This is a genomic window from Microbispora sp. NPDC046933 (assembly GCF_040644635.1).
Taxonomy (GTDB): domain Bacteria; phylum Actinomycetota; class Actinomycetes; order Streptosporangiales; family Streptosporangiaceae; genus Microbispora.
The window spans coordinates 26,629-41,747 of the sequence record NZ_JBEYWW010000044.1 but is presented as its reverse complement, the minus strand read 5'-3'; the positions used below and the strand labels follow the sequence as shown (position 1 = coordinate 41,747).

The 15,119-nt window shown below is 69.5% G+C and carries 10 protein-coding genes; 7 read left to right on the top strand and 3 right to left on the bottom strand.

Annotated elements, in window-relative coordinates; translation table 11 throughout:
- Positions 1–74: 74 nt before the first annotated feature.
- Positions 75–695 (bottom strand): hypothetical protein, encoded by a 621-nt coding sequence (locus ABZ857_RS38455; RefSeq protein WP_357053876.1) that lies wholly within the window; start codon positions 693–695, stop codon positions 75–77.
- 147 nt (positions 696–842) lie between these two features.
- Between ABZ857_RS38455 and ABZ857_RS38450 the strand changes: the two genes are divergently transcribed.
- The 7 genes from ABZ857_RS38450 to ABZ857_RS38420 all read left to right on the top strand — a co-directional run bounded on the left by ABZ857_RS38450 (position 843) and on the right by ABZ857_RS38420 (position 12,322).
- Positions 843–1,229 (top strand): PxKF domain-containing protein, encoded by a 387-nt coding sequence (locus tag ABZ857_RS38450; protein WP_357053873.1) that lies wholly within the window; start codon positions 843–845, stop codon positions 1,227–1,229.
- 3 nt (positions 1,230–1,232) lie between these two features.
- Positions 1,233–1,985 carry a hypothetical protein gene (locus tag ABZ857_RS38445; protein ID WP_357053870.1) on the top strand — a complete coding sequence of 251 codons (753 nt, stop codon included), beginning with the start codon at positions 1,233–1,235 and terminating at the stop codon, positions 1,983–1,985.
- A gap of 200 nt (positions 1,986–2,185) precedes the next feature.
- Positions 2,186–5,014: a metallophosphoesterase gene (locus ABZ857_RS38440; protein WP_357053867.1), complete on the top strand. Its 2,829-nt coding sequence runs from the start codon at positions 2,186–2,188 to the stop codon at positions 5,012–5,014.
- 6 nt (positions 5,015–5,020) lie between these two features.
- Positions 5,021–7,771 (top strand): hypothetical protein, encoded by a 2,751-nt coding sequence (locus tag ABZ857_RS38435; protein ID WP_357053865.1) that lies wholly within the window; start codon positions 5,021–5,023, stop codon positions 7,769–7,771.
- 419 nt (positions 7,772–8,190) lie between these two features.
- Positions 8,191–8,643, top strand: coding sequence for a hypothetical protein (locus tag ABZ857_RS38430; protein ID WP_193204338.1), 453 nt, complete (start codon positions 8,191–8,193; stop codon positions 8,641–8,643).
- Positions 8,644–9,268: 625 nt separating this feature from the next.
- Entirely contained in the window at positions 9,269–11,425 is a 2,157-nt protein-coding gene (locus tag ABZ857_RS38425) for a prolyl oligopeptidase family serine peptidase (RefSeq protein ID WP_357053862.1), read from the top strand.
- Positions 11,426–11,437: 12 nt separating this feature from the next.
- The gene (locus ABZ857_RS38420; protein ID WP_357053859.1) at positions 11,438–12,322 is read left to right on the top strand and encodes a hypothetical protein; all 885 of its coding nucleotides are present in this window, start codon (positions 11,438–11,440) and stop codon (positions 12,320–12,322) included.
- 21 nt (positions 12,323–12,343) lie between these two features.
- Here the strand turns inward: ABZ857_RS38420 and ABZ857_RS38415 are convergent, their stop codons facing one another.
- On the bottom strand, positions 12,344–13,372 hold the full coding sequence (locus ABZ857_RS38415; RefSeq protein WP_357053856.1) for a DUF916 domain-containing protein: 1,029 nt from the start codon (positions 13,370–13,372) through the stop codon (positions 12,344–12,346).
- A 149-nt stretch (positions 13,373–13,521) separates the two neighbouring features.
- Positions 13,522–15,051 carry a metallophosphoesterase family protein gene (locus ABZ857_RS38410; protein ID WP_357053853.1) on the bottom strand — a complete coding sequence of 510 codons (1,530 nt, stop codon included), beginning with the start codon at positions 15,049–15,051 and terminating at the stop codon, positions 13,522–13,524.
- Between the last annotated feature and the right edge of the window lie 68 nt (positions 15,052–15,119).

Here is a 15,119-nt window from a genome sequence, read left to right as displayed (position 1 = left end):
CTCACCGTATATGCATAGATACTGTCCGTATTTGCCCAAGAGAAGGATGTTATGCGAGGTATGCGGGAAACCCGCTATCTCGAGCAGGTGTAACTGAATTCGATGTACTCGTTCACCGGCGGGCGAGTGAGGAGAGGGTAGCTACTGGAAAAGGTGATGTAGACCTGCCCATTGGGCTCCGGCACCAGTCGCTGGACGCCTTCACCCGCTTCGACGTCGTACGCGGTGAAGCTTTGGGTAAAGCCTCTCTGCGTGTACTCGAGAGATTCGAAAAGGGGGTAGCTCGACGGGCAGCCGATTGAGGTCCTGAGCGGCTTCGTGTCGCTCGACCTGACCATGACGGCGTTCTCCCTGTTGATGGTCGTCGGCAGCGACGAGCAGATATACCTGATCTCCACCGTTGCCGGCTCGGTGCCGCTGTTGGTCGCTCTCACCCCCCAGCCGTCGTGCTCGTCGTTCCGGCGGACATACTTCATCCCGTCCGCGCCGGAGCCGTACTGCACGCGGAATCCGGTCCTCTGCATATAGGGAAGATCGGACGGGCAATTATCGGTGATGTCCACGGTCGCCCCGGGGGCGACGTCGACAAAGCGCTGGAGGCTCGCGCTGTCGGCGGATGCGGACGGCGCGGTGATGACCAGGCCGACGGCGGCCATCGCCACCGCGCCCAGAGCGGCCTTCTTGGACAAGCTCATGTGTGTGTTCCTCCTCGGAATGTCTGTCGTCCAGGACGTTAGGACCGCGGACTTGACGCGTCCTTGGAGCGCACCAGGGCCAAGACTTGGCGCGGGATTCAATGAGCGCGAGCGATCACGCTTCGACCGGCACACCTGCACCGTCATGTGGGGGGACGGGACGGCGCCCGGGGTGCTCGACGGAGCTTTGTCGCCGTGCTTCCTGCCCCACACCTACGGTCCGGGCACGTTCACCGCCACGGTCACGGTGAGCGACGGCGACGGCGGCTCGTCTTCGCGGCGGGCTCTCCGGCGTCGGGACAGACCTCCTGCTCCCCGGGTCGGACGGACTCGGTCGAACAGACGGTCACCGCAGGTGGATCGCCGCTGTCGTACGACGCGGCGCAGGATCAGTACACGTACGTCTGGAAGGCCGACAAAGCGTGGGCCGGCCAGTGCAGGCGGCTGGTCGTCACCTTGGCCGACGGCACCCAACACTGGGCGCTGTTCGCGGGCACGAGGATGAACCACGGTGAGGGCGCATACGTGCTCTGAGGCATGAGACTACGGATGATCCTGCTCGTGGCGGTGACGGCGCTGACCACGGCCTGTGGAGGAGTGGAACCGGACACGTCGGCGGCCGCGGCCGCCGACGGACCGGCGAAGCCGGTCGCCTTGTGGGGCGCGGAAGGCGGGTTCGTGACCCCGACCACGAACGTGCTGCGTCCGCCGAGGGTGGTGCTGTACGGCGACGGCCTGGTGATCGTCGACGCGAGCAGGCAGATGACGCTCACCGATGCCGAGGTGCGCGAGACGGTCGCGCGCATGGAGGAGTACCTGACCGGGCAACCGCCGACCGCGGAGCCGAAGCCGGGTGCGCCGTCGGTGACCGACGTGCCGGACACCGTCCTCGGCGTACGGGGGAAGGACGGGAAGATGCTGGAGGTCCGGGTCCCGGCCCTGGAACAGCTCGCGGACTTCTACCCGAAGCAACTGGTGGACGCCAAGAAGCTGATGGACGGCCTGGCGACCCGGGCCACCGCGGAGGGCGCCGACTATGTCGCCACCCGCGTCCGGTTGGTCGCCGAAGGGGCCGCGTCGGCGGAGGGCAAGCCGTCGCCGTGGCCCGAGGGCGTTCCTGAGCCTTCGGGCGTGGTGGACCCGGTCTGGCGGAAGGACGTCGAGGGGGCGGCGGTGAGTGCGATCACCAAGGCGGTCCCCGCCGGGCAGGAGCACGGCCGGTCGCTCTTCAGGACCGGCTCGGGGGCGATCTTCGTGCTCTCCTGGCGATACCTCCTGCCTCACGAATAGCCGCCGGCCGGCGCGGGTGGCCCAGGGTGATCTCCTCCTCGGTGAGCGTTTCGCAACCGCGCTCAGCTCTTTGTCCCGATATATGAGAATTGTCAGGTTTCTTTGCTGGTTCACCTTCGCTACACGCGAGGGACCCGATCCGTTTCACCGTCCGTGATTTCTGTGATCGGCACGCTAGAACCACCTGAAACGGTAGAAACATGACGCGCAGCAGCGCACCACGAACACTCACCTGGCCCGGTGCGGTCACGGCGATCGCACTCGCAGCCGGCGCACTGGCCGGTGCGCCGGCTTCCCCGGCCGCGGCAGCCGGTGAGGACCGGCCGACCTACCTGGGCAGGTCCCTGTACACCGGCGAGTTCCACGCGCACACCTCCGTGAGCGACGGCGCCGAACTGCCGCCGGACGCCTACAAGCACGTCCATGACGAGACCGACGCCGACTTCTTCGCGGTGTCCGAGCACGACGTCATGTGGGACATCCGCAACGGCGACGACTTCGTCGACGACTGGCGGGACGCCGACTCCGCCGAGTGGCGCTACCTGCACGAGAGCGCCGCCCGATTCAACGCCGACCAGAAAGACCTGGTCGCGGTCCCGGCGATCGAGAACACCTGGTATGACGGCACCGGCCACATCAACGTGTTCGACACCGACTGGCACGTGACGGCGCGGGCGACCGAGAAGGGCAGCGTCGACGGGTACGGCAACGCGTTCGGCACCGGCGACATGAAGTACGACTACTTCACGTTCCTGGCCCGCCTGAAGCAGGACCCGGACGCGATCGGCCAGTTCAACCATCCGTCCACGAAGGACAAGGGCGACTTCTTCGGCTTCAAGGGCCTGGACCCTGTGGTCGACGACAGGATGGACCTCATCGAGGTCAAGTCGGCCGATGCGGTGGGCGAGTTCCAGAAGGCGCTGGACGCCGGCTGGCACCTGGCCCCGACGTGGAACGGCGACGAGCACTCCGCGACCTGGGTGTCCGGGAACCCGTCGATCACCGGCGTGTGGGCCAAAGGGCACTCCCTGGACGCCCTCTACGCGGCGATGCGCGACCGCAGCCTCTACTCGACGGCCGACACCAACGCGGTCCTCGGGTTCGGCGGCAACGGCTCGCTCATGGGCTCGATCCTGCCGGGCGACACCACCAGCCTGGACGTCGAGCTCCGCCTCGCCGACCCCGACGCCAAGGACTCCTTCACCTCCGCGCGCCTCGTCACCAACGGCGGCGCCGTCGCCCACGACTTCGGCGAGATCAGCGGCAACGACCTGACGCTGAAGACCAGGCTCGACGTCCGGGACGGCGACTTCTACTACGTCCGGGCCGACCAGGCCGACGGCAACTTCCTGGTCTCCGCCCCGATCTGGATCGGCAAGACCACGCGCGGCGCGAACTACGCCCCGCGGATCACCGTCCCGGGCGGCTTCCCCGCCACGGCGCGGTACGGCGACACGATCACGCTGCCGCAGGCCACGGCCGTCGACGACTCCGGCACCCGGCCCACGGTCACCTACGAGGTGTACGACTCGGCGGGTGAGGTCCCGGTCTCCGCCGGCGCCTTCCGGATCCGTTCGTACGACGACGCGTTCGTGGTCGTGAAGGCGACCGACAACCTCGGCAACACCAACGCCGAGCTGCTCCGGATCCAGGTCTCCCAGGAGGCGCCGGACCCGGCGGGAGTCTTCCGTTTCGGCAGCAACGCGTCCGTGGGCGAGGAGCCCGGCTCCGCCGGCATCGCGGTCACCACCGACCGCGACGTCAAGCAGGTCTACGCACAGGTCCTGCCCGAGGGCTCGGACGACTGGTCCAAGGCCGAGGTGCTGACCTCGGCGAACGACCGCCCGTACGAGGTCGACACCGTCGGCAACGACGAGCCCGTCCGCCAGCACTCCATCACCGGTCAGACGCTGCGCTCCCACGAGTTCCGGCCGACCGGGCTGAAGGTCGGCACGACCTACCGGTTCCGGTTCGGCGTGGCCCGCGACGGCCGCGCCCCCGCCGCCACCGACGCGTCGGCCTGGACCGACGTGCGCGGCAGGTTCCTCGCCGGCGGCGCGAAGGGGGAGCCGGTCTACATCCTGGGCGACGTGCAGGTGCCCGACGGCGACGCCGGCGAGCTCACCCTGCCGGGACGGGTGCTCGACCAGCTGAAGAGCCGGACGCCGGGCGGCGGCACCGTGATCCAGGTCGGCGACCTCGTCGACCGCGGCGGCCGGGGGGAGAAGTGGGCCGAGATCCACGACTCCTTCCTGTCGAAGCTCGACCTGCAGTACGCGGGCCTGGTCGGCAACCACGAGACCTACGAGGACCTCGACTACGACGCGGTCGGCAGGCAGCCGAGCGCCATCTTCACCAACATGTTCGCGCTGCCGCGCAACGGTGTGATCGGCGAGAGCAACTACTCCTTCGACCGCGGCGACATCCACTTCTCGGTCCTGAACTCCAACGCGCGTCTGGACGAGCAGCTCGACTGGCTGGTCGACGACGTGCGCGCCTCGGACGCGACGTGGAACGTCGTCGTCGGCCACTTCTCCTACTACGGCGGCCGGCACGCCGGCGACGGCGGCATGGACATCGACCGGGACAAGGTCACGCGCGTGCTCGACCAGCTCGGCGTCGACCTGTACGTCGGCGGGCACGACCACGTCTACAAGCGATCCACGATCTACGACGGACGCCTGGCCAAGACGCCCGAGGAGGAGGTCGCGGGCACCACGTTCGTGACCATGGGGTCGTCCGGCCCGAAGTTCTACGACAACCAGAAGTTCTGGTGGGACGACAAGGTCTTCGACGAGGACGTCCAGATGGGCGGCGTCCTGAAGGTGACCGACGCCGGCCTGCGGCTGTCGACGTACACGATCGACGGGCGCCTGGTCGACGAGGTGACCGTCGCCAAACCGCACGGTTCCTGGAAGGTCTCCTCCGCGGAGATCAAGAGCCGTGAGCTGAAGGGCGTGGGACTCCTGTCCTCCCGGGGCAGCCTGGACAGGGTCACCGTCATGGCCGCGACGTACGACAACGCGTAGCAGCGGATGATCGACGTGCGCACCCTCGACGTCACGCTCGACCACCGGGGGCGCGAGCAGTACGTCCGCTTCGACACGCCGCTGCCGGTGGCGCCGAGCTCGACGGTGAAGCTGTTCACCTGGGACTCCCTGGCGTCCGGCAAGCCGTTGCAGCCGGCGGTGACCCTGCGCGAGGGCCTGGCCGGTGAGGGCAGCGAGCAGTCCCCGTATCTCATCGACTCGCCCGACGACCTGGCCAAGGTCGACAACGACCCGGCCGGTCACTACCGGCTGACCGCCGACCTGAACCTGACCGGGCTCGCCCGTGCCCAGATCGGCCGTACGACCACCTTCACGGGCGTCTTCGACGGCGACGGGCACACCGTCTCCGGGCTGGCCGCCCTGGCCGACCAGGGGCCGGGCCTGTTCGCCGACAACCACGGCACGATCGAGGACCTGGTGGTCCAGGGTGACGTCACCACCGACCGTTCCACGGCCGGCCTGGTCGCCGACGCCAACCACGGCACGATCCAGCGGGTCCGCGTCGACGGGTCGCTGACCGCGAACAGCTACGTCGGCGGCATCACCGGCCACCACTTCGGCACTGTTCGTGACAGTGTTTCCACGGTGGACGTGCGCGCCACGACCCAGTACGCCGGCGGTGCCGTCGGCGTCTCCGTCGGCGGGTCGGTCACCGAGAACGTCCTGGTCACCGGTGCGGTCGTCGCGAACAGCGCGTCCGCGGGCGGTGTGGCCGCCTACGGCTACACCGACACCCAGGTGCGCCACACGGTCGCGTTGAACGCGAACATCTCCGCGTCGAGCTACGCGCACGCCATCGTCGGCCGCGTCTACACCGGGCAGACCGCCACACTTGAGGACAACCACGTCAGCCGGTCCGTGCCGATCAGCGGGCAGTCGCTGACCTACCCGCCGGCGGCCGACAACCAGAAGGGCAACGTGGTCGCGCCCTCGGAGATCCAGAAGCAGGCCTTCTACGAGGAGCGCGGCTGGGACTTCGCGAATGTCTGGCAGTGGAACGACGTCGCCAGGCGCCCGACCCTGCGGATGGCGCCGGAGACGCTCGAACCGGTCCCGGCACCCGGGCTGCCGGCCGACGAGCGCGGCTTCTACAAGATCGACAGCATCGAGGGCCTGACCCTGATGGGTCAGCACCCGTCGTACGACTACATGCTCGCCGCCGACCTCGACCTGACCGGCAGGCCGTTCACCAGCCTGCCCGGGCCGTTCACCGGCGAACTGGACGGCGCCGGCCACACCGTCAAGGGCCTGACCTCCACCACCGGTGGGCTGTTCGCCCAGGTCTCGGGGCGCGTCCACGACCTCGCGGTGCTCGACGCCACGGTGAACACCACCACCGCGCGCGCCGGCATCCTGGCCAACAGCAGCACCGGCACCATCGAGCGCGTGTGGGTCTCCGGGTCCGTGACCGCGGGCTCGCGCGCGGGCGGTCTCGTCGGCGACTCGCAGGGCATCGTGCGCGACGCCTACTCGACGGCGAACGTGCGCGTGCGCACCACCGAGGCGGGCGGCGTGATCGGCGTGGCCCTGGCCGGCTCCACCACGGAGCGGGTCTTCTCCACGGGCGCCGTCACCGCGGACTCCCGCAACGACGGCGGCGTGGCCGGCTACGGCTACACCGGCACCACCATCCGCGACTCGATCGCGCTCAACCCGACGGTCACCGCACCGTCCTGGGCGCACCGTTTCCTGGGCCGGGTGCTGGCGAACAACGTCGCCGCGCTCGGCAACAACTGGGCGGCCGAGACCGTCGAGGCGAAATCGCAGACCGAGACCGCGATCGGCCCGGCCACGCTCAACGGCGCCACCGCGACCCGGGACGAGGTCGCCGGCCAGGCGTTCTGGGCCGGCAAGCTCGGTTTCGACTTCGCGTCGGTGTGGCAGTGGGACGCCGGCCTCGGCCGGCCGGTGCTGCGCGGCACGGCGGCACCCGCCGCCCAGGCGACGGCGGCACCCGTCGGTGCGGCGCCCGCGACAGCCGGGACCGAGGCTGAGGTGCCCGCGACAGCCGGGACCGAGGCTGAGGCGACCTCGGCCGAACACGCGGCCATGGGGGAGACCGTCGCCGAGGCCGGGGCGGTGCGGACCATAGCGTCCACCACCGCGGTTTCGCCGGCGGCCGAGGCCACCGAGACCGGCGGCATCCGTCACGAAGCGGTCGTGAACGAGGACGGCACCGTCACCGTGAAGGCGTCCGCCGGGACCGCCGCGGCGGCCAAGCGGCTGTCGTTCCTCCTGCTGAAGGCCGGCGCCTCGACGTCGGCTCCGGCCGAGGACGACATCGCCTACCTCGGGGAGGCACCCCTCGACGAGCAGGGCGAGGCGACGCTGACCGTGCTCGTGAACCAGCCGGACGGGACGACCCTCGCGCTCAACACCTCCGGTGACAGCGAGCGCTACGTCGCCTCGCTCCTCCCGCCGAAACCCGAAACCCCGGCGATGAGGGTGCTGCACGACACCGTCACCGCCACGGTCAAGGGGAAGGGGAACGCCCCCGCCCAGGCGACGATCACCCTGGTCTGCGCCGGTGCGGACAAGTGCCAGGAGCAGGTCACCGTCACCCATGACGGCCACCCTCTCGACACCAAGAAGGTCACGCTCCAGCCCGGCAAGACGCGGGACCTGAAGCTCAACCTCCGCGACGAGGCCCGCGCCGCCCTCCTCGCCGGCGAGTCGGTCATCCTGGACGTCCAGGTCGGCTCGGCCCCGGCGGTCCGGGTGACCGTCACTCCGTGACGTACCGACCGGAGAGGTGTCGCTCTCTGCGGTGACTCCGGAAACCATGGCGCCCGCGGCCGCGGGCGCCATGGCTCTTTCCCTGGTGACTCGGCTCCGCGCCGCCCTCGTCCGTACCCCCGGCGTCGACTTCCGCCCTCGGCTCGCCGCGCCCTCGGCTCGCCGCGGACCCGGATGGAAACAGATTCCGCCTTACAGCAGGCCGTATCCAGGATGAAAGCGCATTGCAAGAAGCCGGGCCTACAACTGGTCGTGCGAAGGCCGATCGGAACCGGCACCGAGAAGTCGGGCGGATGTGGACGTACGACGGTCTCGCGGAAACAGCCGTTATTTCTCCGTGCGGAACCATTTCCGCGCAGGCGGGGAAGAATCGCCACCGGCTCCCGGCGGCGCACATCGATTGGAAGGGACGAGGAAAGATGACGAACATCACGCGCAGGACCCGACTGGGCCTGACCTTCGCCGCGATCGCCGTGGCCTCCTCGGCGATCATCCCGGCCTCCGCCGCCACGGCGAGCACCGCCTCCGCCGCGACCACCGCCACCACGACGTCCGCCGCCCCGCTGGCCTGGCACTCGGGCTATTTCACCAAGACCATGTGCTACAAGGACGCTCGCTCGTTCGCCCAGGGCGCGTTGCGCCGCTACGGCTATGCCGTCGCCTACAACCCGCCGAACGCCGTCCTCGGCACCGATGGCACCACCACCGTCGAGGTCTCCTTCGCCCCGGCTCAGACCAGCTACAACCCCAACACCTTCGCCAAGATCAACTTCACGGTCACCGCGATATCCAACTCCTCCAGCCTTGCCGAGAACGCCCGGAACCGCGTCCGCGAGAGCATCGTCAAGCAGGTCTACTTCGACTACTGCTGATCTTCGCCCGCACCCCTTCATATGGTCACTGCGGGACGACTCGATGGCAGAAGGGCGAAGTCCTCGCTCTCCCCGGGACCACCTCGTCCGAGCGCTCCTCGCGCCGTACAGGCGTACGCCGAGGTCGAGGTGGTCCTCGCGCGGGCATCCCGCCTCGTCACCAGCCGGGGCGCGCCCCCGCCGGGCCGTATTGCTTTCGGCCGCGAAATGTCAGCCCCTGGATCTACCCTCGGGAAACGTCGAATCACTTGCGCGCAGAAATCAATCTTGGTGTGGCATTCCGGTATGCCTGTTTGTCTTGCCCGAAGTTTTGTCCGTGCTGCCGTCAATTGGGAGGATCGGCGCTCACCACCGCAGTGGCGGAGGTGTTTATCGATCCCGGGCGCGGGGACGGTTGCCGTCGTAATCGCCCATACCGGGTGAGTCGACGGATCCAGGAGGCTGACATGACTGGATACCTGCCGTATCGCGATTCCACTCCCGCTGCCCGCATCGGCGGCGTACGCGGCTGGCAGGCGGACATTCTCCGCGGCGAGTCGTAGCTGAGTGAATCGAGGTACTGCGGCGCGTCAAGGCCGCAGTGCCTCGACCTGTTACGAGACCTACTCAGAGGCGGGGGGATTTCATGGCGCGATTGTCCTACCCTGCCGCCTGGCGCAGCGATGTGGTGGAGGATCTGTTCGGATTCCCGGTGCCCGATCCCTACCGGTGGCTGGAAGACGGCGACGACCCGCGCGTGCGGGACTGGGCCGCGGCCCAGGATCGCCTCTTCCGCGCCCATCGCGACGAATGGCATGACAAGGAATCCTGGGCGTCATCAGTGGATGAGGCGTCCTCCTTCGGCTTGTCGGAGCCTCCGATGGTGCGTGGCTCGCTCATGTTCCTCGCCGAGCAGCTTCGCGGGGACGAGCAGCGGCGTCTGCTCGTCGTCGACGCCGAGGGTGACAGGCGGGTGCTGGTCGATCCGGTGGAGATCGATCCGTCCGGCCACACCGGGCTGTACGCCTGGTGGCCGTCACGCGAGGGCGAACGTGTGGCCGTGCAGACGGAGGTCGCCGAGCAGCCCGGCAGCGACATCATGGTGCTGGACGTGCGTACCGGCGAGGTGGTGGACGGGCCGTTGCCGCGCGCCCGCAACACCTCGCTCGCCTGGCTGCCGGGAGGGGACGCGTTCTACTACGTCAGCCGTGTTCCCGACGAGGAAGTGGCCCCCGGCGACATGCGTCTTCACCGGCGGGTGCGGTTGCACCGGATCGGATCGCCCTGGAAGGCCGACGCGGTGGTGTTCGGCGGCGAGGACGCTCCGGACCACTATTACGGGCTCACGGTCAGCGCGGACGGCCGTCATCTGGCGATCACCGCGATGGCCGGACCCTCCTCGCAGAACGACGTGTACGTGGCCGAACTCGCCGACCCCGAAGCCCCGCACTTCGTCAAGTTCGTGGACGGAGGTGCCGTCGGCGCCCGCGTCCTCCCCCGCTTCCTCGCGGACGGCACCCTGCTGCTCGTCACCGACCATCAGGCCCCGTGCGGCCGCGTCTGCGTGGCGGACGGGCGCGATGCCGACCCGGCCGCCTGGCGCACGCTGATAGCCGAAGATCCCCAGGCCCCCGTGGACGAGTGCCTGGTCCTGGACGGCCCGGCGCTCGCGCGGCCCCTCCTGCTGGTGGCGCGCGCCCGCCACGGCATCTCCACCCTGACGCTGCACGACCTGGCCGACGGCCGGCTGCTCACCGATCTGCCCCTTCCCGGCGCGGGCGTCGTGTCGTCCCTGCGCACGAGCATTCCGCACGGACATCAGGCCTGGTTCAGCTACTGCGACGCCACCACACCGCCCACCGTCTATCGCTACGACGCCGTGCGCGGTACGACGGAACGGGAAGCCGGCGCCGCGACAGCGGGGCGTACTCCGGAGATCCGCAGCCGCGCCGTACGCTGTCGCGCCGGTGACGGCACCGAGATCACGCTGTTCCTGTTCACTCCGGATGAGGAAGACCAGGGCCCGCGCCCCACCCTTCTGTACGGGTACGGCAGCTTCGGCATGCCGATGCGCCCGTGGTTCTTCCCCCTGGCGGCCGCATGGGTCGGCGCCGGCGGCACCTACGCGGTCGCCTGCGTGCGCGGAGGCGGCGAAGAGGGCCGACACTGGCACGACTCCGGCCGCGGGCCACACAAGCACCGCGCGGTCAGCGACTTCAACGACGCCGCGGCCTGGCTCATCGAGACCGGCAGAACCACCCGCGACCAACTGGCGATATACGGCCAATCCGCCGGCGGGCTGCTGGTCACCGCCGCCGCCGTACAGCGACCGGAGCTGTACGCCGCGGTCGTCGCCGAAGGCCCGCTCTGTGACATGGTGCGCTATGAACAGTTCGGCCTGGGATGCACGTGGACCGACGAATTCGGCAGCGCCTCCCGGCCCGAGCAACTCCAATGGCTGCTCTCGTACTCCCCCTATCACAACGTCACGCCGGGAGTCCCCTACCCCGCCTTCCTTTTCACGGGCGCGGTGACCGATCTGCAGACCGGAGAGGCCCATGTCACGAAAATGTGCGCGGCCCTCCAGCACGCCACCGGCGGTGACCGGCCGATCCTCATGCGCAGGGAACCCGACACCGCCCACGCCGCCTCGCCCGCGAGCAAGGAACGCGCCCTGACCGCGGACATCCTGGCCTTCGCCGGCGAACACACCGGTCTGTCACCGAGGAAGCCGGCCACGTCTCTTCGCGAGACCGCCGCGGAACCACTTCGAAAAGCCGGCGTGCCGCAGGCGGGATCCTGACAAGATCGCACCATGCTGCGATTGGTCATGACATTGCTGGTCGTGGTGCCGCTCCTCGGCGGCGGTTGCCTTCTGGCCGGACCGCGCACATTCGAAGAGCACGCCGCACAGGCGGTGGAGACCTGGCGGACCAGCGGTGCCGCGGAGATCTGGCGCGACGGCTTCGTCCCTGTCGGCGACCTGACCGTGATGCCGCCGGAGGTGCGCGAGCAGATCGAGCATGACGAGGAATACGGCTGGGTCGTGGCCGGCCCGCTCCCCGCCTCGCCGGGCGCGGGGCAGGTCCGCTGGGACGACGGGTCCGCGATGCGGGTCCCCGTGATCGGGCCGGCGGAGGCGTTGCAGGCGGTGTCTCCCTGGCCCGAAGAGTGGATCTGGCCTGACCGGCACACGTACCCCGACGGGGAGGCGTACAAGCTGACCGGTGCGGAGTTCACGACGATACGGCTGGAGACCGTACGCGGCGTGGCGACCGTGCCCGCGTGGCGGCTGCACTTCTCCAACCTGCCGGGCCTGATCGACCGCGTCGCGGTCGATCAGGAGGCGCTCGACACCGTGAAACGCGCCGTCGGCAGGCACGACCCGGGCGCCGAGCAGATCATGGACGTCGAGGCGCGCGGCGAACGCCGGCTGCTGGTGACCTACGAGTACGGGACCTGCAACGGTGAGCGGCTCGATGTCGTCCTGCGGGTCAGCGAGCAGCCGGACGTGGTGGTCCTGGGGCTCGACGTCCCCTCCCAGGGCGACGGCCTGTGCTTGGGCACCGGCATGGGCGGCCAGGGTGTCGTGGGGCTCGACAGGCCGCTGGGCGATCGTGTGGTGCTGGACGCGATGAGCGGGCTTCCCGTCCTGTGTCTTCGCCGCGCGCCGGACGCCTGCGGTTCCAGGAACGCGTGACATCACCAGCGCCCCGCCGGTTCATCCCTGCGTGAGCGGTGTGCCGGGTCCCTCGTGGAGCGTGGTCTTCCGGCGGCGCCGGAAGACCAGAGCCGCGACGGCGAGCCCGCAGAGGACGACGAGGAGGAGCAGCAGCGCCCAGGGGAGGGTCCACGCGTGCGCGGTGCTCTCGACGACCGAGAGCGGGGCCACCGAGCCCGCCGCGTCGGTGAGCAGCGGGACGAGGGTGACCGTCCCCGTCAGTCTCAGCGCGGGAGTCACTCCGTGCACCGGTACGGAGACCTTCCAGGTGTCGCCCGGCAGCAACTGGGGCGAGTCGTCGACGTGCCCCGCGCGGGCGTCCCAACGCCCGAAGGGGCCGGACAGGGACACCGCCTGCCGAGCGGTGAGAACGCTGTTGCCGTCGTTGCGGATCGTGTAGGTGACGGTGGCGTCGCCCGTCCCGAGCGGGTTGGGCGTGCCCGAATAGCGCACCCGCAGGTCCTCCACCGACAGGCTCGGCGTGAGCTCTCCGCCCACGCGCAGGCGGATCCGGATGCCGAGACGTCGTGCGTCCGCCGTGCCGAGCTTGATCGGCGAGGTGACGATGCCGCCCATGTACTCGCCGGGTGCGGCGTCGTCCGGAAGCGTGACCGTGAACGGCACCTCGGCCGTCTCGCCGGGCCGGACCGTCACGTCGCGCCGGTCCGGGTGGACCCACGCGCCCACCCCGGTCGGCGTCGCGTCCTCGCCGCGCAGGTCGAGCCGGCCCTGCCGGGTGGTGAACGCGTCCGCGGCGTACACGCTCAGGTGGAGCGGCGCCGTGCCGTGGTTGGCGACCACGAGACCGTCCTCGATCCGCCCGCCGGGGTCGAGTGTGTAGCTGTAGTTCCGCCGGTCGGACCCGAAGTCGCCGGAGGCCGTCGCGACCGTCCAGGAGGCCTCGCCGTCCGCCGCCGCGGCGGGGCCCGTCCCCGCTACGAGGAGGCCGGACGCGGCGAGCAGCGCCACGACGACGGCCCGGACGAGAGAGCCTGCTGGTCTGGTCGTACGCGGTCTGGGCTGGCGCATCTGATGGTCCTCGGGTGGTTCTGGGAACGGTGGGATGGACGACGTGCCGTGGGGTGGGCGCCTGGACGGTGCCCACCCAGGTGCCCACCCCACCGGGTCGAGCGGGGCCGATCAGCTCATCGTGAGGGCCCCGCGTCACCCTCTGTCGTCTACTGGAGCCAGTCGGACTCGGCCGCCGCCGGCTTGTCCGCGCCGGCCTTGCCCTCGTTCGTGTGGATCACGACCTTGTCGACGGTGGAGCCGACCGCGGGAGCGGCGGTGGCGCCGTTGTCCGGGCCGCACCACTTCACGTTGCCGAGCTCCACCGCGGCGTTGGGCGCGGCGCAGGTGCCGCTGCGGATGTTCTCGACGACGAGCTTGTTCCCGCGCACCTGGACCCGCACGTACGTACGGACGTGCTCCTGGTTCTCGACCGAGTTGGCCCAGTGGTTCTTGGGGTTCAGCGGGTCGGGACCGTAGTTCGGGTCCTTCGTCGCGTCCGGCGCGGTGAGGTCGTAGTACTTCGAACCCGACGCCGAGTTCGCCGTCACGTAGATGACGCCGCCCGGGCCCTTGGACACCTCGGTCGCGCCGGGCTGCTCGTCCTTGTTCGCCTTCTGGCCGTTCTTGATCACATAGCTGCGGGAGTAGCTGTGGTCGTGACCCTGCAGGACCAGGTCGACGCCGAGCTTCGAGAAGGCCGTCGGGAAGTCCTGACGGCGCACCTTGTTGTCGGCGTCGTTCGCGTGAGCGGCCGGGGAGTAGATCGCGTGGTGGTAGATGAGCACCGTGTGCTTGGCGCCGGCCCCGTGCTTGTTGACGACATCGGTGATGTAGTCGATGTGCGCGGCGTCGGAGCCGTTGGAGTAGGCGTTGCTGTTGATGTCGATGAACAGGATGTTCTTGTACTTGAACCAGTAGTCGCCGCCCGACCGGGTCGTCGCGCTGCCGTTGTAGTACGGCGCGGAACGGTCGGTGTTCGGCGTCCAGAAGTGCTGCTCGTAGGCCTTGCCGCCGACGTCGTGGTTGCCGATGGTGGCGGCCCAGGGGTACTGGCGCAGCTTGTCGGGCGCGAGGAACGCGTTCCACTGCGTCTCGGTGTTGGCGGACTCGACCTGGTCGCCGCCGGAGACCAGCAGCTCGGCCTTCGGGTTGGCGGCGAGGGCGACGTTCAGGGTGTCCTCCCACCCGGCGCCGTCCTTCGCCACGTTGCCGGACGAGCCGATCTGCGGGTCGCCGAAGAAGAGGAAGTCGAGGTTGTTGCCGTTGAAGTCCTGGGTCGTGAAGGAGTACGTCGGGGACCAGTTGCCCTCGGCGCCGACCCGGTAGGAGTACGCGGTGTTCTGCTTCAGGCTGTCGATCGTGGCGTGCGCGTTGTAGCCGCCGTTGACGACGTTCGCGGTGACCGTGGCCGGGAAGGTGACGGCGTTCGCGGGGAACCGGCCGTCGACCACCTTGGACGTCGGCGCGACCTGGACCACCTGCGCGGTGCCGGCCGAGGAGTACCACGACACGACGCGCTGCGTCTCGTCGGCGCCCACGCCGAGGACGATGCCGGTGAGCGTCGCGCTGTCGGCGTGAGCCGCGGTCACCAGGCCGCCGCCGAACACGGCGGTGGCGCTGAGGGCCGCCGCGGTGGCGGTCATGGCCACCCGGCGCAGGACGAGCCCGGGGCCCTGAGTCCCCTTGTCGAGCTTCATTGCTTTCCATCCATTTGGGGGTATTGGAGCGATTTGCACGATTTCGGGATCCGGTGTCGCGGAGATGA

Bases quoted from the DNA above. Each gene is read 5' to 3' on its own strand.
- ABZ857_RS38455 (WP_357053876.1), bottom strand. From the start codon at position 695: ATGAGCTTGTCCAAGAAGGCCGCTCTGGGCGCGGTGGCGATGGCCGCC.
- ABZ857_RS38445 (WP_357053870.1), top strand. From the start codon at position 1,233: ATGAGACTACGGATGATCCTGCTCGTGGCGGTGACGGCGCTGACCACG.
- ABZ857_RS38440 (WP_357053867.1), top strand. From the start codon at position 2,186: ATGACGCGCAGCAGCGCACCACGAACACTCACCTGGCCCGGTGCGGTC.
- ABZ857_RS38435 (WP_357053865.1), top strand. From the start codon at position 5,021: ATGATCGACGTGCGCACCCTCGACGTCACGCTCGACCACCGGGGGCGC.
- ABZ857_RS38430 (WP_193204338.1), top strand. From the start codon at position 8,191: ATGACGAACATCACGCGCAGGACCCGACTGGGCCTGACCTTCGCCGCG.
- ABZ857_RS38425 (WP_357053862.1), top strand. From the start codon at position 9,269: ATGGCGCGATTGTCCTACCCTGCCGCCTGGCGCAGCGATGTGGTGGAG.
- ABZ857_RS38420 (WP_357053859.1), top strand. From the start codon at position 11,438: ATGCTGCGATTGGTCATGACATTGCTGGTCGTGGTGCCGCTCCTCGGC.
- ABZ857_RS38415 (WP_357053856.1), bottom strand. From the start codon at position 13,372: ATGCGCCAGCCCAGACCGCGTACGACCAGACCAGCAGGCTCTCTCGTC.
- ABZ857_RS38410 (WP_357053853.1), bottom strand. From the start codon at position 15,051: ATGAAGCTCGACAAGGGGACTCAGGGCCCCGGGCTCGTCCTGCGCCGG.